The sequence below is a fragment of the Streptomyces sp. NPDC002577 genome, from assembly GCF_053594815.1.
Window position 1 is genome coordinate 94,800 of record NZ_JBSFWK010000018.1, and the last position, 19,151, is coordinate 113,950.

Sequence of the window (19,151 nt, forward strand, 5' to 3'; positions counted from 1 at the left end):
GCACTATTGCCACGATAGGACGCGCTCGGTGCGCGGTCGAGCAGTCGAGCGCGGGTGGGCCGAGAACGGTGCGTGAGGTCCCGTACGGCTGCCGTCACGGCGGCGGGCTGAGTGCCCCGGTGGCGGTGTGCCCGTGCCGCAGGCGGCGACGTCGCCGGTCGCGCCGATGGTGTGCATCGGACCTGCGCCGCTGAGCGCGGCACGGGCGGGCCGCTGACCAGGATGTACGCGTGCCGGCGGAGGCGTACGCCGCTCAGGAGGCGTGCGTCCGCTGCAGGGTCCGCCGGCTGAGGAGTTCCGCGAGGCCGTGTCGCGTTGCGGCCAGCACGACGCGGTCTTCGGGGCGCAGCACATGGCCGGGGTGCAGGTCCCAGACCAGCTCGGACGGGCGGCCGCCGGAGTACGGCGAGGGGCCGGCGGACAGGTCGGGCAGCCGTTCGCCGGGAGCGGCAGAGTCCAGGGCGAGCACCCGCCAGGCGCCGGGCCGGAACGCCTCCTCGACCGTGCGGCCCTCGAGCTGCGGATGGCCGGCCACGTCGACGGCGGCGAACAGCAGCACCTGCCGCTCCACCGGGATCGCACCCAGGACCTGGCGCCCCATCATGGCCCCGGCGAAGGCGGGCGCGGCGAGGTGCGAGACGCTGCGGCTGCGGGTCAACGCGCCCGGGTGCGCGGCGCGCAGGGTCCGGAAGACGGCGGTCGCGAAGTCGTCGTCGTACAGCCGCAGCGACACGCGCAGGTCGGGCCTGACCGACCGGGCGACCAGCGCGGCCTCGAGGTTGGTGGTGTCGGAGCTGGTGACCGCGAGCAGGGAGTGCGCCCGCCCGATCTTGGCGGCCTGCTGGACGCCCTCGTGCGTGATGTCGCCCAGGACCACCGGGACCCGCAGCCGCCGGGCCAGGGCGAGGCCTCGCGCCTCCGGGTCGGACTCCACGCACACGACGGGGATGTCGAGCTCGCGCAGCCGGGCCAGCACCCGGGTGCCGATCTTGCCGAGGCCGAGGAGCACGACGTGGCCGGACAGCCCGCGCGGCGGCCGGCGCAGCGCGTTCCCGCTGCGGAACGTGCCCAGCGCCTCCAGTACGGCCGCGAGCAGCACCGGAAGCAGCAGCAGACCCACCAGCCCGGACAGCAGCTGGAGCACCTTGCGGCTGGTCCGCTCGTGCAACGCCGGGTCGTTGATGGCGAAGAGATCCAGCAGCGTCAGATACGTGGCATGCAACGGACTCTCGCCGGTCGTCAGGATGGCGGCGACCGCGAGGGCGACCACGCTGCCCACCAGGGTCGCGAAGGACCAGCGCAGCCGGCGCGACAGCAGGGAGGCGAAGGGGGCGCTGCGGCCGGCGGGCAGGGCCGGGCCCGAGTACGACACGGTCTCCAGTACGACTGTGCCGCGGCCGGTCGAGGAGGCCACCGACTGTTCGTCGGGCAGCAGCCGGGGCCCTTCCGTCCCGCTGCCCTCCGCGCCCTCGGCGGCCGCCGGGTCCGTCGAGATCGCCGAGAGCAGGGCCAGGGTGCACAACCCCGGGTCGGCGACCTCGCCGGGCGCCGGCGGGGTGCGTTCCACGGCCCGCAGGAGCAGTCCGTCGGCCTGGACGACCTTGCTGGTGCCGGCCACGGCGCTCGCGGCCAGGGCCGGTGCGGCGGTGTCGGCGTCCGAGAGCACGGTGGTGGACGCGTCGTGCGGTTCCGTGTCAGGTCCGGGTGCGGCCAGTGCGGCCGCCTGGTCGAGCAGGGCCTCCAGATACTGGCCGAGCCGGCGGTTGTAGAGCCGGATCACCAGCCGCAGCCGCGGGTTGAGGCGGCGCGCCGTCAGCGCGGCCCGGATGTTGGTCTCGTCGTCGTCATGGACGAGCGCGAGCGCCGCCGCGTGCTCCACGCCCGCCTCGGCCAGGATCGCCTCCGTGGGCTCGGCGGCCTCCAGCAACCGCTCCGGCGGGGCGGAGTCGCCGTTGCGGGCGGCGCCGTCGGCGGTGGCGCCACCGGAGTTCCTGCCGTTGGCGGCCACGGCGTCGGCGGCCCCACCGGCCGCAGCCGTGCCGTTGCCGTTGCTGTTGCCGTTCGTCCGCGTCACCGCCGCTGACATCCGCCCGAGCAGCGACGAGGCGCGCGCCCGGCCCACGACGGGTCGCAGCCCGCTCTGGCCGGCGGGTGGCACGACCAACGTGACCTGCTCGCCGTACAGGCCGCGGAGCTCCGCGGCGAGCCGGTGGGCCAGCGCGTCGTCACCGCAGACCACCATGTGGCCGGCGGCGGGCGTGGACGCGGTCTGCTGAGGCGGAAGGCTGGACATGATCAGCAAGACTGCCGCAGACGGCACTCCAGTTCCACCGAAACCGGCGAACAGACACACGAACGCGCCCGAGTTGGGCATCCGCCGACGCCCTCGGCCGCCGGAGCCACGCCGCAGGCGTGCGCGGGCGCCCGCGCACGCCCGGCTACTCGCCGACCAGCCCCTTCGCGTCCCTCGCCAGGGCGGTCAGCCGCGAGATCGCCCGGAAGTACTTCTTCCGGTAGCCGCCGCGCAGCATCTCCTCGCTGAAGAGCTTGTCGAACGGCAGCCCGGAGGCCAGGACGGGGACCTCGCGGTCGTACAGCCGGTCGGCCAGTACGACGAGGCGCAGCGCCGTCGACTGGTCGGGGACCGGCTGCACGTCCGTGAGGCAGACCGCCTTCAGGCCGTCCGCCAGCGCGCCGTACCGGCTGGGGTGCACGCGCGCGAGGTGGTTCAGCAGATGCGGGAAGTCGTCCAGCGAGGCGCCCGGCGTGGCATACGCGGCCCGTGTCACCTGGTCGTCGGAGAACGGCGCGGGCGCCTCAGGAAGGCCGCGGTGGCGGTAGTCCTCGCCGTCGATGCGCAGGGCGCGGAAGTGCGCGGACAGGCCCTGTATCTCACGGAGGAAGTCGGCGGCCGCGAACCGGCCCTCGCCCAGCTTCCCGGGCAGCGTGTTCGACGTCGCGGCGAGCGCCACACCCGCGTCGACCAGCTTGCCGAGCAGCGTGGACACCAGCACCGTGTCGCCCGGGTCGTCGAGCTCGAACTCGTCGATGCAGAGCAGGCTGTGGCCGCTCAGCGTCTGCACGGTCTGCTGGAAGCCGAGCGCACCGACCAGATTGGTCAGCTCCACGAACGTGCCGAACGCCTTCCGCTCGGGCGCGGCCGGCGTGGCATGCCAGAGCGAGGCCAGCAGATGCGTCTTGCCGACGCCGTACCCGCCGTCGAGATACACACCGCGCGGACCGGACGGCACGGCGGGCTTCGCCCGTCCGCCGAACCACCGACGCTTGCCGCTCCCGGAGGCGTGCGCCCCGCCGAGCCCGGCCGCGAAGCCGCTCAGGACCTGTACCGCCTCGCGCTGGCTGGGCTGGTTCGGGTCCGGAATGTACGTATCGAAGCGCACCGAGTCGAAGCGCGGCGGCGGCACCATCTCGGCGACGAGCCGGTCCGCGGGGACGTGCGGCTCACGGGCGCACAGGGACAGCGGGGCCGCTTCGGTTATCGGGCTGTGCCCGCGGGCGGCTGTGGAGGACGACACGCTTCCCCACTTTAGGGGGCGTGGAAGACTGATCGACATGCGACGCCTGTTCCCTGTGACCGACGAAACAGCAGACCGTACGGGTTCCACGGAGTCCGCCGACCGCGACTGGGGGGTCGAAGAGCTCGCCGACGCGTATGCGTACCCGGCCGACCAGGACGTGTGGCTGCGCGCCAACATGGTGTCGACGCTCGACGGAGCCGCCCAGCATGAAGGCCGCTCGCAGCCCATCTCCTGCGAGACCGACATGCGCATCTTCGGGGCGCTGCGCGGGCTCGCGGACGCCGTGGTCGTGGGCGCGGAGACCGTCCGCCTCGAGGGTTACCGGCCCGCACGCGCGCGTGAGGCGTTCGCCGCTCGCCGTGCCGCGGCGGGACAGGGGCCGGCGCCCGCCATCGCGGTCGTCAGTGCGAGCCTGGAACTGGACTTCTCCCTCCCCCTCTTCACGGAGCCGCTCGTCCCCACTCTCCTGGTGACGGGTGCGGCCGCGCCCCCGGACCGACTGCGGGCCGCGGAGCAGGCGGGCGTCGAGGTGGTGATCGCCGGCGAGGGAGTGGGCGCGGAGCCCGCCCGGGTCGTACGGGCGCTCGCCGACCGCGGTCTGAGGCGGCTGCTGACCGAGGGCGGACCGCGCCTGCTCGGCCAGTTCGTGGCCGCGGACGTCCTTGACGAGTTCTGTCTGACACTGTCCCCGATGCTGGCCGCGGGGGCGGCGCAGCGGATCGTCGGAGGGGCGGAAGTGGATGTGCTGAAACGATTCGCCTTGGCCTCTCTCTTGGAGGACACTGGGTTCCTCTTCGCTCGCTACCGTCGTAACCGACACACAGTGGAATGACTCGTTCCGCTTCGTCTTCGCAGGCAAACTGAATCTTGGAGACCCCGTGCAGAGGCGGGGCGGGATGGTTTCCGAAGGGGCACTTCGCGGCCCATGGAGGAGAGGGCTCCTGTCGTGTTCACGAGCGTATTGATGATCGAGAAGGCCCTGACATCCGCCGACGTGGAGTTCATCACCAGCTTGCACGGTGACGAGGAGGTTTCCTTCCACGTACTGCTGCAGCCGCGCGGCGACCAGGCGGACCGGCTGCTGCGCGCCATCGACGACATCGCGATGGGTGAGCTCGACGAGGCCGCCCACGAGCACGAGACCCCCGAGGGCACGGACGCGGTGGCCGTCGGCGAGAGGGCGCTGGACGTCTCGCTGGCGGCTCTGCGCGCCTCGGGCTGCACCGCGGAGGGGCAGCTGATCGAGGACCACCCGCTCGACGCGCTCAAGACGCTCGTCGCGGAGAGGGACGCCGACGAGGTCATCGTGCTGACCGACCCCCACTATGTGGAGGAGTTCTTCCATCGCGACTGGGCGTCGCGGGCGCGGCACAAGGTGGGGGTGCCGGTGCTGAAGCTGTTCTCGCACAAGAAGGCGTAGGGGTCTTCGGCGGGGGCGGCTTTTTGTGAGTTGCGGCGGCTTGCCGGGTGCGGGCCTGTGGGTGGCTGGTGCGCCCACGGCCGGTGGGTGGGTCGGGGCCGCGCCGGGATGTACTCCCCCAGTGCCTTAAGGGCCTGGGAGGTGCCCCCAAGTCTGGCGCCGAGCCGTACGTCGTCGGGTCAGCCCACACTGTGCGCCAGCCTCCCCCAGTGCCTTAAGGGCCTGGGAGGTACCCCCAGCGGGCGCGCATCCCGGCACGTCCCCTTCGGCGCGCTCGCGGCTTCCGGCCGGTGACCGGTTCCCGCTTGCAGCGGCAGGCGGGGTGGGCGGCTGCGCCGTCAAGCGCCACTACGGCGGGTGCCCCTGTTCCTACGGGCGCCCGGACCGGCCGGGGCGCTGCCGGCCACCCGCAAGGCATAGGCTGGGGGCCCGCTCCGGCGTTGTTCCGCCGGGGGCGGCGGCCCCAGCCGTATACCTTGCCCGACCGCCCGTACCTCGTCACCTGGGAGACACACGCATGGCACCCGGCCTTCCCACCGCCATGGACCGACCGCACTTCATCGGCATCGGCGGCGCCGGAATGTCAGGGATCGCGAAGATCCTCACCCAGCGCGGCGCCAAGGTCGCGGGCAGTGACGCGAAGGACTCCGCGACCGCGGACGCGCTGCGCGCGCTGGGCGCCACGGTGCACATCGGTCACGCCGCGGCGCACCTGGCCCGGGACGCCACCTGTGTCGTCGTCTCCTCTGCGATCCGCGCCGACAACCCCGAGCTGGCCCGCGCCGCCGAGCTGGGCATCCCGGTGGTCCACCGTTCGGACGCCCTGGCATCGCTGATGGACAGCCTGCGCCCGATCGCGGTCGCCGGTACGCACGGCAAGACCACGACGACGTCGATGCTGGCGGTGTCCCTCACCTCCCTCGGCCTGAACCCGTCGTACGCGATCGGCGGCGACCTGGACGCCCCCGGCTCGAACGCGCACCACGGCACCGGCGAGATCTTCGTGGCGGAGGCGGATGAAAGCGACCGCAGCTTCCACAAGTACGCGCCCGAGGTCGCGATCGTGCTCAACGTGGAGCTGGACCACCACGCCAACTACGCGTCCATGGACGAGATCTACGAGTCGTTCGAGACGTTCGCCGGAAAGATCGTCCCCGGCGGGACGCTGGTGATCTCCGCGGACCACGAGGGCGCCCGCGAGCTGACCCGGCGGATCGGGGACGGTGTCCGGGTGGTGACGTACGGCGAGGCCGAGGACGCCGACGTCCGTGTCCTTTCCGTCGTCCCGCAGGGACTGAAGAGCGAGGTCACCGTCCTGCTCGACGGTGCCGAGCTGACCTTCACGGTCTCGGTCCCCGGCCGGCACTACGCGCACAACGCGGTCGCGGCCCTGGCAGCGGGCGCCGCGCTCGGCATCCCGGCGGCGGACCTCGCCCCCGCCCTCGCCTCCTACACCGGCGTCAAGCGCCGCCTCCAGCTCAAGGGCGAGGCCGCGGGCGTGCAGGTCATCGACTCCTACGCCCACCACCCGACCGAGATGACCGCCGACCTGGAGGCGATGCGCTCGGCCGCCGGAGACTCCCGGATTCTCGTCCTCTTCCAGCCGCACCTCTTCTCCCGCACGCAGGAGCTCGGCACGGAGATGGGCGAGGCGCTGGCCCTCGCCGACGCCTCGGTGGTGCTCGACATCTACCCGGCCCGCGAGGACCCGATCCCGGGCGTCACGAGTGCCCTGATCATCGACGCGGCACGGGCGGCCGGCGCGGACGTGCAGGCCGTGCACGACAAGGCCGCGGCGCCCGAGGTCGTCGCGGGAATGGCCAAGCCCGGTGATCTGGTTCTCACCATGGGCGCGGGCGACGTGACGGAGCTCGGCCCGCAGATCTTGGACCATCTGTCGAAGTAGCCGGAGTGAGGGGCTGAGCTTCATGTCGTACGACGTCGAAAAGCCGGACGAGCAGTGGCGGGCGGAGCTGACCCCGGCGGAGTATGCGGTGCTGCGCCAGGCCGGGACGGAGCCCGCGTTCACCGGCGAGTACACGAACACCAAGGCGAAGGGCGTCTATTCGTGCCGCGCCTGCGGCGCCGAACTCTTTACCTCGGACACCAAGTTCGAGTCGCACTGCGGCTGGCCGTCCTTCTTCGACCCGAAGGACACCGACGCGGTCGAACTCATCGAGGACCGGTCGCACGGAATGGTGCGCACGGAGGTGCGGTGCGCGCGGTGCGGCTCGCACCTGGGGCATGTGTTTGAGGGCGAGGGCTATCCGACGCCGACCGACCAGCGGTACTGCATCAACTCGATCTCGCTGCGGATGGAGCCTGAAGAGGGCTGACGAGTTCACCGCCTACTTGATGAACGCGTTGGCGATCACGACCATCACGCCGAGCAGCGCGTCGACGCAGGCGATCACCAGGGAGGAGTGCCAGGTCCGTCCCGCGGCGCGCATCGCGAACAGGCCCCAGCTGAAGAGCAGCAGGATGTTGAAGCCGAACGCGATGTACTCGATCTCCTTGGAGTCCCACCATCCGTGGCCCGCGCCGAAGAACATCAGCACCGTGGGCAGCGTGGCCACCACCAGCGGCCACTCCTCCGCAAGTACGCGCAGCGCGGTCCGTACGTCGAGACGGGCGGGCCGCTCGCCGCGCCGGGCGATGATGTGTGCGTAGCCGTGGGCGAGGGCCGAGGCGCACGCGGTGAACAGCAGCCATGCGGAGTCGTACAGGCGGTCGGCGCGGGACGTCTCCCCGTACTGGGTCAGCGCGGCAGCGAGGGAACTCGCCAGCACGGCCCCGTACACACCTCCGAACAGCACGTTGGGCTGAGCGAGCACCCCGCGGAGGCGCCGGCCGGAGAGACGGAGGGTGCTGTCGTGCATGGCGGTGGACCTCCGACGTCGCGGGCGGGGGTGTCCGTACGGGGTGCTGGGAACCATCCCCGCTGGTAGGGCCGCCGGATCCCCCCGAACGGGTCTCGGACCCGCGCGCCGGTCGTGCCGCCTCAGCCCTCGTCGTCGTCCTGGCCCTCCTTGTGCCCCTTCTGCTTCTTGTCCGCCGCGGGTGGCGCGTCGGTGGCGACGGGCGACGCGGACTCCGTGGCCGCCGGGCTACCGGGAGCCGTGGAGTTCGTACCGGCGTCCGTCGTGGTCCCCGGGTCGGCCGACTGTTCCCCGGAGCTGCCGTCGGGCGCGAACCAGACCATGCCGATCAGCAGGGAAGCGACGAAGAGCGCGACGGCCGCGACGAGGCCCGTCACCCTCGGACGGCGCCCCGCCAGCGCGCGCAGACCGCTGCCGCTGCGCGCCGGAGGACGCTGCCGGGCATGAGCCGACCGGCCTTCCCCCATCGCCTTGAGGGCACGGGAGGTACCCCCGGTGGTGGGCTTGCTGTACGACGCGGTGTGCCTGGCCCGGGCAGGCCCGGCATCCGGGCGAGGCGCATGCGGTGTCGCTCCGGGCGTGGCCGGGGCTGTTGCGTACGGGGGCGTTGTCGCCCCGAACGTGGAGGGCGCCGTGTGCGAGGGCGCCGGACCGGCGGCCGGTGTCGTCGGCGGCAGCGGTTCGGGATGTCCGCGCCACGCATCCGCCCGGAACCAGTCCGCGACCTGCTGCGCCGACGGGCGGTCCTCGGGCTGCTTGGCGAGCAGGCCGAGCAGGTAGTTCTCGAAGGCGGGCGGGACCGCTACCCCCAGCTGCCCCGGCGGCACCGGCGGGCTGTCGACGTGCTGGTAGAGCAGCGCGGTGGCGCTGTCCGCCGCGAACGGAGGTCGCCCGGCCAGCAGTTGGTACAGGACGCACCCCAGCGAGTAGACGTCGGAGGCCGGGCCCGCCTGCTTGCCGAGGGCGCGCTCCGGGGCGAGGTAGAGGCCGGTGCCCACGATCTGTCCGGTACTGGTGAGCGCGGCCGCCGGGTCGTCGAGGAACCGGGCGATGCCGAAGTCGCCGAGTTTCACGGTGCCGTCGGCGGCGAGCAGCAGATTGCCGGGCTTGATGTCCCGGTGCACCACGCCCTCACGGTGCGCCGCGGCCAGTCCCGCCGCGGCCTGGGCGGCGATGGCGGCGACCCGCTCAGGTGCGAGGCGGCCCCCGTCCGAGGTCTCCTGGGCGAGGCTGCCGCCCTCGACGAACTCCATGACGAGGTAGAAACGCCCGTCCCAGGCACCGAAGTCGAAGACGCCCACCACGTGCGGATGACTCAGCCGCGCAGAGGTCTGCGCCTCCAGCCGGAAGCGGGCCGTGGCCGAGGGATCCGGATCCTGGCTCAGCAGCAGTTTCACGGCGACCGCCCGGCCGAGCACCTCGTCGGTGGCGCGCCACACCTCGCCCATGCCGCCCCGGCCGATCGGGGAGTGCAACCGGTATCGATCCGCCACCAGCACTTGCGCACCAACCTCGTTCCGGACAGCAGCCAACTGGACGGCCACGGAACGCATTTCGCCCACGGACGTGGGAGTTGGGGGAGCCGCAGCCGTCTCAGCTTACCGGCGGTCGGTGCGGCTGCCGCACGCCACCACCCCCTCTCACCAGCTGTTCCGGAAGTCGCGGGGCATGGTGCAGTGCCGTCAGGGTGCTGTCACCGAGTCATCCCGGCGTGTCGGACTTGCCCTCCTCCGGGTCCTCCGTGGGCCCCTCCGCCGGGCCCGGTGCCGGACCCTCCTCCGGCCCGGCGTCCTTGCGCCCCCGCGGCTGCGCGTCCGGCCCCTGGGCACGCACGCGCTGGACGTGCTCCAGGGATTCGCGCAGCTCCGTCAGCCAGTCGTCCGTGTGCTGCTGGACCAGGCGTACGCACCAGGCGAGCGCATCGCTGCGGCTGCGGGCCACGCCGCCCGCGATCAGCGTGTCGAGGACCTGACGCTCGGGCTGCCGCAGCCGGGTCATCACCGGCGCGGCGACATGGGTGAACAGAGCGCGCTCCCCGCCGCACTCCACGCCCCACGAGACCTTCCGGCGGAAGCGGTGCTCGGCCTCGCGGGCCACGGCGACGCGGCCCTCGCGGGTACGTTCACGGAACTCCTGGATACGGCCCTGCACGGCCGCCTCCCGCTCGGCGTCCGAGGCGTCCTCGGCCAGCCGGGGTCCGGGGATGCGTCCGATGACGGTGATCTCCTCGCGGTCCACCGTCACATCCAGCAGGCTCTCGAAGAGATCGTCCGGCAGGCGGCCGGCGAACCAGCCGCGTAGCTTCTCACGCTGATCGGCTGTAATCATGTAATCAAAGTTACGCCGATGCAGGTGGAGTGCAAGGGGTTGCCTTGAAGGAGCTCTAAAGGGGTTGCTTCCGTGGGTGCCTGCTCGGGTACTGTGTGGCGTCTCCAGCACTGGAGGGAAGCAGCAACTCGAAGACGACCGAGGAGGTGGGACCCATTACCGCTGCAGCAGGCTGGGTGCTCTCACCGAGTGTTCGCACGGTCGCTCAGGCATAGGCGAGCGCGAGAGCGCCCTTCGGCATCTCGAAAGGCTCTCATGTCGGCTTCGCCGTCCCTTCCCCCCTTCTCCGACGCCACCTCTCTCTCCGACCGCACCTCCCTCTCCACCGTGGTCACCACGTTGCGGGCCGGGGGCTGCGTCTTCGCCGAGGAGGAGGCCCGCGTGCTCGTCTCCGCGGCCCGCACATCCGACGAACTCGCCGCCATGGTCGACCGGCGGGTCGCCGGCCAGCCCCTCGAACACGTCGTCGGCTGGGCCGAGTTCCACGGCCTGCGGATCGCCGTCGACCCCGGCGTCTTCGTGCCCCGCCGCCGTACCGAGTTCCTCGTACGGCAGGCCGCCGCCCGTGCCCGTCCAGGCGCTGTCGTCGTGGATCTCGGCTGCGGCTCGGGAGCGCTGGGCGCCGCGGTGGCCGCGTCCCAGGAGCGGGTCGAGCTGCACGCCGCCGACATCGACCCGGCCGCGGTGCGGTGTGCCCGCCGCAATGTCGCCGCCGCGGGCGGCCGGGTCTACGAGGGCGACCTCTACGAACCGCTGCCCGCCGCCCTCCGGGGCCGCGTCGACATCCTGCTCGCCAACCTGCCCTACGTACCGACGGACGAGATCGGACTGCTGCCCGCCGAGGCCCGGGTCCATGAGGCACGCGTCGCGCTGGACGGGGGCGCGGACGGGCTCGACGTCCTGCGGCGGGTGGCCGCGGAAGCGGCTCTCTGGCTGGCACCGGGCGGTCATCTGCTGGTCGAGACGACCGAACGACAGGCACCGGCCGCGTGCGCGGCCTTCGCCGGCTGCGGGCTGACGCCACAGGTCGCCGCGTCCGAGGAGCTGTACGCCACCGTCGTCATCGGAACGAGGCTCGACCCGGGTGACGGGCTCCGCGAAGGCGGCCAGAGGGCGGAGTAGGAAGCGGCGCGCTCGTACGGGCTGATCAGGAAGCGAGCTCCCGTGCGCGGCGCGCCGCCTCGGCCACCGGACCGCGGTGCACCGGCCCGTGGCCCGGCAGCAGGACGTCGGCCGCGAGCGGCTGCATGACGTCGAGCGAGGCGAGGGCGCGTCGCCGGTCGTGGTCGAACATCACCGGCAGCAGCTGGGGCCCACGCGCGCGTGCCGTGGGATGCCCGCTGACCAGGGCGTCCCCGGAGATCAGAATCCCGGCGTCGGGGAGGTGGTACACGCAGTGGCCCTCGGTGTGGCCGGGGGTGTGGACGGGGACCGGGCGGCCCGGCAGATCGAGCGGACCCTGGGCGGGGAACGGCTGCGGATCGGTGACGGGGACCTTGGCGGTGCCGCCTGAGCGCAGTGCGTGCACCGCCCAGGGGAGCACACCCGGCCGCCACGCGTTCAACGCGACCTGGCCGACGGAGATCTGGTGGAGGAACTCGCGGCGGGCGTGCGGCACCTCGGCCTCGTGCAGGAGGACGGGTGTGCCGAAGGTGCGGCTGAGGTACTCCGCCGAGCCGATGTGGTCGTTGTGCGCATGCGTGATCAGCACGGCCGTCACCGCCTCGGGCGCGTGGCCGAGCGCCGCGAGCGACTCGAGCAGCTGCTCGCGGTCTCCCGGGTACCCGGTGTCCACCAGGGTGACGGCGTCGCCCTCGGTCAGGACGACCCAGTTCGTGTTGGAGCCGTGGACCAGATGCACGCCGGTGGCGACCTGGACGATGGCGTCTTCGCGCATGACCATCCCGAGTGTCGAACTGTGACAGAAGGTACGGTAGTTGATGTTCGTGCGGCTTGGCGCGCTCTTCCCCGTACGCTGTGCCCGCACTCGTCCGTTCACGCGATGGTGCGATCATCTCCGGCTGCGCGGATGTGCCTTTCGGGGCACGGGTATTGCCCGGCCATGAGCCAGCCGTTCGATCTGCCGCAGTTCTACATGCCGTATCCCGCGCGGCTGAATCCCCATGTCGAGGAGGCGCGGGCGCACTCCAAGCGGTGGGCGCGCGAGATGTCCATGCTGGAGGGATCCGGCATCTGGGAGGAGCGCGACCTCGACGCGCACGACTACGCGCTGCTGTGCGCCTACACCCACCCCGACTGCGACGGCCCGGCGCTGTCGCTGATCACCGACTGGTACGTATGGGTGTTCTTCTTCGACGACCACTTCCTGGAGACGTTCAAACGCAGCCAGGACCGGGACGGTGGCAAGGCATACCTGGACAGGCTGCCGCTGTTCATGCCCATGGACCTGTCGACGCCCGTGCCGGAGCCGCGGAACCCGGTCGAGGCCGGCCTCGCGGATCTCTGGGCGCGCACGGTGCCCGTAATGTCCCCCGAGTGGCGCAGACGGTTCGCGCAGTCGACCGAGAACCTGCTGGGCGAGTCCCTGTGGGAGCTGTCCAACATCCACGAGGGGCGGATCGCCAACCCCGTCGAGTACATCGAGATGCGCCGCAAGGTGGGCGGCGCACCGTGGTCGTCGGGTCTCGTGGAGTACGCGACGGCCGAGATCCCCGCGCCCGTCGCGGGCACCCGGCCGCTGCGCGTGCTGTGCGACACCTTCTCGGACGGCGTGCATCTGCGCAACGACCTCTTCTCGTACCAGCGTGAGATCGAGGAGGAGGGCGAGCTCAGCAATGGCGTGCTGGTCCTGGAGACCTTCCTCGGCTGTTCGACGCAGGAGGCCGCGGACACCGTGGGCGACCTGATCACGTCACGGCTGCAGCAGTTCGAGACGACGGCGCTGACCGAGCTTCCCGCGCTGTGTGCCGAGAAGGGGCTCACCTCCGAGGAGTGCGCGGCCGTGGCCGCGTACGTGAAGGGTCTGCAGGACTGGCAGTCCGGTGGGCACGAGTGGCACTTGCGCTCCAGCCGCTATATGAACGAGGGCGCCCTGAGCGGGCGTCCGGTGCTCGGCGGGCCCGTGGGGCTCGGGACGTCGGCAGCCGGTGCCGGGGCGCTCCTCTCGGCAGCGGGCGCGAACCGGGTGCGCAGCTACACGCATGTCCCGTACCAGCGGGTCGGGGCATCGCTGGTCCCCGAGCTGGAACTGCCGTACCGCACCACCCTCAGCCCGCACCTGCAGGTCGCCCGCGAGAACCTCGTGGACTGGACCCGCAGCATGGGCATGCTGGGCGAGGGGCTCTGGGACGAACAGGCCCTGCACCGCTTCGACTTCGCACTGTGCGCCGCGGGGCTCCATCCGGACGCCACACCCCACGACCTCGACGTCGACTCGTCCTGGCTGGCCTGGGGCACGTATGCCGACGACCTCTACACAGGCGTCTACGGCGGCGCGCGCGATGTCGTCGGGGCGCGGGTGTGCACCGAACGGCTGAAGACGCTGATGCCGCTCGACATGACGAACGGCGGCGTGCCGGCGAACGCCGTCGAGCGGGGCCTCGCCGATCTGTGGACGCGTACGGCGGGACCGATGGCCCCGGACGCGCGCGCCGTGTTCCGCGAGTCCGTCGAGACCCTTCTCCATGGCTTCCACTGGGAGCTCGCCAACCAGGTGCAGCACCGCATCCCCGACCCGGTCGACTACATCGAGATGCGCCGGGCCACCTTCGGCGCCGACATGACGATGAGCCTGTCCCGGATCTCCGGCGCGAGGCGGATCCCGCCCAAGATTTGCGGCAGCGGGCCGCTGTGCTCCCTGGTGAACGCCGCCGTGGACTACGCCGCGCTGCTCAACGACCTCTTCTCGTACCAGAAGGAGATCGAGTTCGAAGGCGACGTCCACAACGGCGTCCTGGTCGTGCAGAACTTCTTCGGCTGCGACTACGCGACCGCCGTCGCCATCGTCCACGATCTGATGAACGGCCGCCTGCGCCAGTTCCAGCACGTCGCCGCGCAGGAACTTCCCGTTCTCTACGACGACTTCGGCCTCGCCGATGACGAGCGGGCGGTTCTCGGCGGGTATGTGACGGAGCTCGAGAACTGGATGGCGGGCATCCTGACCTGGCATCAGGAGTGCGGCCGCTACCGGGAGGAGCACCTCTCCCATGGGGCCGCGGCGAGGCGCCCGGCCGTGCCCGTGCCGCGGCCGCCCCGGCTCCCCTTCGCCTGGACCGGACGGGGAGCCGGGACCTCGGCCTCCGCAGTGCTGTGACCGGACCGCCTGCGGGCAGCGGGCAGCGGGCGGTGGTGAGTGGTCAGTGGTCAGTAGGGCATGTCACGGACGGTGAACGGCCGCCTCATCGCTGTCGCTGTCCTCGTCGAGAGGCGTGACCGAGTCGTCCGTGGCCGAGGCCTGAGCCGAAGCCGGGGCCTGAGTCGAAGCCCGGGCGGGCCCCGATGCCGGTTCCGGCGCCGACGCGGGCGCGGGCGTGTCCGTCGACCGGTCCGCCTGCGCCCGCCCGCCGGCCTTGCGGCGCCGGGCCCCCAGCGCCATGGCCACCGGCTCGGTGAACCGTGCGGTGAGCGGCCCCAGTACGACGAGGATCAGCACGTACGCGGTGGCCAGCGGGCCGAGCGAGGGTTCGATTCCGGCGCTGACGGCCAGACCCGCGATGACGATGGAGAACTCGCCGCGCGCGACCAGCGCACCGCCCGCCCGCCAGCGGCCCTTGACGGAGATCCCGGCCCGCCGGGCAGCCCAGTATCCGGTGGCGATCTTCGTCAGCGCGGTGACGACGGCCAGCGCGAGTGCGGGCAGCAGAACGGGCGGAATGCTGGCGGGATCGGTGTGCAGGCCGAAGAACACGAAGAACACCGCGGCGAACAGGTCCCGCAGCGGGCTGAGCAGTGTGTGCGCGCCGTCGGCGGCCTCCCCGGACAGTGCGATGCCCACGAGGAACGCGCCCACCGCCGCGGAGACCTGGAGCTGCTGCGCGATGCCCGCGACCAGCAGGGTCAGTCCCAGGACGACCAGCAGCAGCTTCTCGGGGTCGTCGTTGGAGACGAACCGCGAGATGTGCCGGCCGTAGCGCACGGCGACCATCAGTACGAGCCCGGCCACGCCCAGCGCGATGGCGAGCGTGGCGCCGCCCGCGGCCCAGCCCGCACCGGCCAGCAGCGCGGTGATGATCGGCAGGTACACGGCCATGGCCAGGTCCTCGAGGACCAGGATGCTCAGGATGACGGGCGTCTCGCGGTTGCCGAGCCGGCCGAGATCGCCGAGGACCTTGGCGATGACACCCGACGACGAGATCCAGGTGACGCCGGCCAGGACGACGGCGGCCACCGGACCCCAGCCGAGCAGCAGCGCGACGGCGGCGCCGGGCAGCGCGTTGAGGGCGCAGTCGACGAGTCCGGCCGGGTACTGGGTCTTGAGATTGCTGACCAGATCGCTCGCCGTGTACTCCAGGCCCAGCATCAGCAGCAGCAGGATGACGCCGATCTCAGCACCGATGGCGACGAACTCCTCGCTCGCGCCGAGGGGCAGCAGCCCGCCCTCCCCGAACGCCAGCCCGGCCAGCAGATAGAGCGGAATCGGCGAGAACCGGAAACGGGCGGCGAACCGTCCGAGCAGTCCGAGGCCGAGGATGATCGCGCCGAACTCGATGAGGAAGACAGCGGAGTGCACGCAATCACGCCCGTCCCAGGATGTCCGCGGCCGCCTCGACGCCCTCGCGGGTACCGATGACGATCAGCGTGTCCCCGCCGGCCAGCCGGAAGTCCGGGGCGGGCGAGGGGAAGGCCTCCGCGCGCCGTAGCACCGCCACGATCGAGGCGCCCGTATCGGTACGCATCCGGGTGTCGCCGAGCAGTCGCCCGTTCCAGTACGAGGTGGGGGACAGCCCGATGCGTTCGGCGACCAGCCCCAGATCGGTGGTGTGGAGGAGGTTCGGGCTGTGGTGCTCCGGTGTCAGCGCATCGACGAGGTATGCCGATTCTCCGGCCGTCAGCCGGAGTGAGAGGGCACAGGCGTCGGGGTCGTCCGAGCGGTATGCGCTGAGCGTGCGGCCGCCGTCACGGTGCGCGATCACCGAGAGGCGGTCCTGTTCTCGGGTGGTGAGGTCGTATCGGACGCCGATGCCGGGCAGCGGTGTCTGGCGCAGGCGCGGTGCGGGCACGGTGGTCTCCCCTGTCTGATGTGTCCCTGTCTGATGCGGCGTGATCCCCTGCAGGGCGCTTTACCAAGTCTTTGTATTTGGCATCTTTTTTACTCGATCGTGATTCACCCTTGGTCGGCGGGGTCCGTTCACGTCCGTCATCTGCTGCTTTGTCCGTGTCACCCGCGGCGTTCGGGCTGACCGCGCTGCCGGCCGCCTCCCAGATCGCGTACGACATCATGCGGATCGTGGGTGCCGTCGTCCTCGTGGTCTTCGGCGTTCAGACGCTGCGGAACGCACGCCGCCACAAGGGAGCCGGGGCCGCGGACGACGGCTGGCAGGGCACGCGGAAGTCCGGCCGGGCCTCCTACCGGGACGGGCTGCTGCTCAACCTCGCCAACCCCAAAGCCGCGATCTTCGCGATGTCCTTCCTGCCGCAGTTCGTGCCGGCTGGCGCGCCTCATCTGCCGGGATCCGGTTGGGCCTCGAGGGCTGAAGCCGTGCATGCCCGCTCGCGCGGACCGGGACGGGCGGGCAGGATGCTGCCCGTAGACCCGTAGAGAGACCGTTGGAGCCGTAGACCCGCGAACCCTCGCACCCCTCGCACCCTCGAAACCGTAGGTCCGTGGACGCGTGAGCCATGGAGACCTGGAGGTCCAGATGTCCGGCATGCCCGCGCCCTTCACCGCCGACGACTACAAGGCCCGTATGGACCGCGCCGCACAGGCGGCGGCGGATGCGGGTCTGGCCGGCGTCCTCGTCGCGCCCGGCCCCGACCTCGTGTGGCTCACCGGCTACCGGCCGCCCGCGACGACCGAGCGGCTCACCCTGCTGGTGCTCGCCGCCGGGCAGGACCCCGTTCTCGTCGTACCGACGCTCGAGGCGCCGGACGCGGCAGAGGCGGCGGGCGCGCCCGCGCTGACCCTGCACGACTGGACCGACGGCAAGGACCCCTATGCGGCGACCGCACCGTTCCTGGACGCCTCCGGCCGGTTCGGCATCAGCGACAGCACCTGGGCGCTGCATCTGCTCGGACTCCAGAAGGAGTTGCCGAGCACCTCGTACGTCTCGCTCACCGACGCCCTGCCGATGCTGCGGGCCGTGAAGGACGCCGCGGAACTCGAACGTCTCACGGCCGCGGGGGCGGCCGCCGACATGACGTACGAGGAGATCAAGAGGGTCCAGTTCGAGGGCCGCCGGGAGGCGGACGTCGCTGCGGATCTCGCGCATCTGCTGCGGCAGTGCGGGCACGAGCAGGTCGACTTCACCGTCGTCGGCTCGGGACCCAACGGCGCGAATCCGCACCACGAGGCGGGCGACCGGGTCATCGGGCACGGCGACATGGTCGTCCTGGACTTCGGCGGCCTGATGCACGGCTACGGCTCGGACACCTCCCGCACCGTGCACGTCGGAGAGCCGAGCGCCGAGGAGCAGCGCGTCCACGACGTGGTCCGCGCCGCCCAGGAGGAGGCCGTCAAGGCCGTGCGGCCCGGTATCGCCTGCCAGGACGTCGACCGGGTCGCCCGCGCGTACATCACCGAGGCCGGGTACGGCGAGTTCTTCATCCACCGCACCGGCCACGGCATCGGCGTCACCACCCATGAGCCGCCCTACATGATCGAGGGGGAACAGCGGACGCTGGTGCCGGGGATGTGCTTCTCCGTGGAGCCCGGCATCTATCTGCCGGGGCGTTTCGGGGTGCGTATCGAGGACATCGTGACCGTCACCGAGGACGGCGGGCGACGGCTCAACACCACGGCACGGGAGATGGCGATCGTCCACTAGCGACCGACTGCGGGCGAGACCCGGCGGCGCGGGACGAGTGCCGGCCGGACATCGTGGAGGTCGGGTAACCGGCGAACGTGGAGATCGTGGACTGGGAGCGACGGCGAGGATGCACCGGCCACCGACAGCGGACACCGTTCGGGGACTCGTCCGCACCGCCCTGGGCGATGCGGCCGACGTCGCCGACGGCCTCGACGTGCGCCCCGTCGACGAGGGCGGCGAGCACTGGTGGATCGGCAAGCGCCATGTGCTGCGGCTCGCCCCCGACCCCGCCGCCTCCGCCCGCCAGCGGCGCGAGGTCCGGCTCCGCGACCTCGTACGCCCCCACGTCGGCGTCCCCGTACCGGCCAGCTACGCGGCCGGTGAGTGGGCGAGCGGGCTCGCCTTCACGCTGGACACCCGGCTGCCGGGCGCCTTCGCGGAAGGGCGCGGCGTCTCCCCGGCGGGTGAGGCGGACCTCGCGGGGCTGCTGTCCGGGCTGCGCTCGGTGCCCGTGCACGCGGCCGCGGCACTCGGCGTACGAGTGACGGGGCCGCGGTCGCTCGAGAAGCTGCGGGCGCAGGCGGCGCGGGCCGCTGAACGACTCGCCGCGGACGGTGAGTTCGACCCCGTTGGGCTCGACCGGCTGACGCCCCGCGCCATGCAGCAGCTCGCTCCGCTGCCCGGCACCGGTGTCGTCGTCCACCACGGCCTCACGGGCGAGCACCTCAGGGTGACCGCGGACGGACGGGTGTGCGGCGTCCTCGACTGGGCCCACGCGGTGATCGGCGACCCTGCCGAGGACATCGCCGGCCTCGCCGTCGCCGTGGGCGCTCCTGCCGCGGTCCGGGCCGCGACCCTTGCGGGGTACGAGGCCCGGGTGTGCCTGCGCGGTCTGTGGCTGGCCCGCTGCGACACCGTCATCCGGCTCGCGGGCCGGCTCCACGGCCCGGACGAGGGCCCGCTGCCGCCGCTGCGCGCGCAGCAGCGGCGCGCCTGGGAGGCGATCCTCCTCGAACGTCTCACGGATGTGCCGGACCAGGGCCTCTGACCAGCGGGGCCG

General features: G+C 72.1%; 16 protein-coding genes and 1 pseudogene. 9 read left to right on the forward strand and 8 right to left on the reverse strand.

What is annotated here, in order from left to right; all coding sequences use genetic code 11:
* Positions 1-253: 253 nt before the first annotated feature.
* Both ACWD4J_RS23085 and zapE read right to left on the reverse strand, forming a co-directional pair.
* Positions 254-2,242, reverse strand: a complete 1,989-nt coding sequence (locus tag ACWD4J_RS23085; protein WP_451397336.1) for an NAD-binding protein — start codon at positions 2,240-2,242, stop codon at positions 254-256.
* Between the two features lie 196 nt (positions 2,243-2,438).
* Complete coding sequence (zapE, locus tag ACWD4J_RS23090; RefSeq protein ID WP_451397304.1) at positions 2,439-3,536, reverse strand: cell division protein ZapE; 1,098 nt, start codon at positions 3,534-3,536, stop codon at positions 2,439-2,441.
* 37 nt (positions 3,537-3,573) lie between these two features.
* On the opposite strand from zapE, the gene ACWD4J_RS23095 reads away from it, so the two are divergent.
* The 4 genes from ACWD4J_RS23095 (at position 3,574) to msrB (ending at position 7,295) form a co-directional block, all read left to right on the forward strand.
* Positions 3,574-4,371, forward strand: a complete 798-nt coding sequence (locus tag ACWD4J_RS23095) for a pyrimidine reductase family protein (protein ID WP_451397305.1) — start codon at positions 3,574-3,576, stop codon at positions 4,369-4,371.
* Between the two features lie 114 nt (positions 4,372-4,485).
* Positions 4,486-4,959 (forward strand): indole-3-glycerol phosphate synthase, encoded by a 474-nt coding sequence (locus ACWD4J_RS23100; RefSeq protein ID WP_451397306.1) that lies wholly within the window; start codon positions 4,486-4,488, stop codon positions 4,957-4,959.
* 517 nt (positions 4,960-5,476) lie between these two features.
* Positions 5,477-6,865, forward strand: coding sequence for a UDP-N-acetylmuramate--L-alanine ligase (gene murC / locus ACWD4J_RS23105; RefSeq protein ID WP_451397307.1), 1,389 nt, complete (start codon positions 5,477-5,479; stop codon positions 6,863-6,865).
* 22 nt (positions 6,866-6,887) lie between these two features.
* Positions 6,888-7,295 (forward strand): peptide-methionine (R)-S-oxide reductase MsrB, encoded by a 408-nt coding sequence (msrB, locus tag ACWD4J_RS23110; RefSeq protein ID WP_451397308.1) that lies wholly within the window; start codon positions 6,888-6,890, stop codon positions 7,293-7,295.
* A 12-nt stretch (positions 7,296-7,307) separates the two neighbouring features.
* Here msrB and ACWD4J_RS23115 read toward each other — a convergent pair whose 3' ends face one another.
* The 3 genes from ACWD4J_RS23115 to ACWD4J_RS23125 form a co-directional block, all read right to left on the reverse strand.
* On the reverse strand, positions 7,308-7,838 hold the full coding sequence (locus tag ACWD4J_RS23115) for a hypothetical protein (RefSeq protein ID WP_451397309.1): 531 nt from the start codon (positions 7,836-7,838) through the stop codon (positions 7,308-7,310).
* Between the two features lie 122 nt (positions 7,839-7,960).
* Complete coding sequence (locus ACWD4J_RS23120; protein WP_451397310.1) at positions 7,961-9,337, reverse strand: protein kinase domain-containing protein; 1,377 nt, start codon at positions 9,335-9,337, stop codon at positions 7,961-7,963.
* Positions 9,338-9,539: 202 nt separating this feature from the next.
* A complete protein-coding gene (locus tag ACWD4J_RS23125) occupies positions 9,540-10,166 on the reverse strand; it encodes a hypothetical protein (protein WP_451397311.1) in 627 nt (208 codons plus the stop codon).
* Positions 10,167-10,421: 255 nt separating this feature from the next.
* On the opposite strand from ACWD4J_RS23125, the gene ACWD4J_RS23130 reads away from it, so the two are divergent.
* Positions 10,422-11,288, forward strand: coding sequence for a putative protein N(5)-glutamine methyltransferase (locus ACWD4J_RS23130; RefSeq protein ID WP_451397312.1), 867 nt, complete (start codon positions 10,422-10,424; stop codon positions 11,286-11,288).
* Positions 11,289-11,313: 25 nt separating this feature from the next.
* Here the strand turns inward: ACWD4J_RS23130 and ACWD4J_RS23135 are convergent, their stop codons facing one another.
* Positions 11,314-12,063 carry an MBL fold metallo-hydrolase gene (locus ACWD4J_RS23135; RefSeq protein ID WP_451397313.1) on the reverse strand — a complete coding sequence of 250 codons (750 nt, stop codon included), beginning with the start codon at positions 12,061-12,063 and terminating at the stop codon, positions 11,314-11,316.
* Between the two features lie 165 nt (positions 12,064-12,228).
* Here ACWD4J_RS23135 and ACWD4J_RS23140 point away from each other — a divergent pair, with 165 nt between their 5' ends.
* Entirely contained in the window at positions 12,229-14,439 is a 2,211-nt protein-coding gene (locus ACWD4J_RS23140) for a terpene synthase family protein (RefSeq protein ID WP_451397314.1), read from the forward strand.
* Positions 14,440-14,502: 63 nt separating this feature from the next.
* Here the strand turns inward: ACWD4J_RS23140 and ACWD4J_RS23145 are convergent, their stop codons facing one another.
* Entirely contained in the window at positions 14,503-15,855 is a 1,353-nt protein-coding gene (locus ACWD4J_RS23145; RefSeq protein ID WP_451397315.1) for a cation:proton antiporter, read from the reverse strand.
* A gap of 4 nt (positions 15,856-15,859) precedes the next feature.
* Positions 15,860-16,345 (reverse strand): cation:proton antiporter regulatory subunit, encoded by a 486-nt coding sequence (locus ACWD4J_RS23150; protein ID WP_451397316.1) that lies wholly within the window; start codon positions 16,343-16,345, stop codon positions 15,860-15,862.
* A gap of 164 nt (positions 16,346-16,509) precedes the next feature.
* Between ACWD4J_RS23150 and ACWD4J_RS23155 the strand changes: the two are divergent.
* The 3 genes and pseudogenes from ACWD4J_RS23155 to ACWD4J_RS23165 form a co-directional block, all read left to right on the forward strand.
* Positions 16,510-16,794: pseudogene (locus tag ACWD4J_RS23155) on the forward strand (LysE family translocator); the annotation flags it as partial.
* A gap of 190 nt (positions 16,795-16,984) precedes the next feature.
* Positions 16,985-18,109 carry a M24 family metallopeptidase gene (locus tag ACWD4J_RS23160; protein WP_451397337.1) on the forward strand — a complete coding sequence of 375 codons (1,125 nt, stop codon included), beginning with the start codon at positions 16,985-16,987 and terminating at the stop codon, positions 18,107-18,109.
* 109 nt (positions 18,110-18,218) lie between these two features.
* A complete protein-coding gene (locus tag ACWD4J_RS23165; RefSeq protein WP_451397317.1) occupies positions 18,219-19,139 on the forward strand; it encodes a phosphotransferase family protein in 921 nt (306 codons plus the stop codon).
* Positions 19,140-19,151 lie beyond the last annotated feature (12 nt).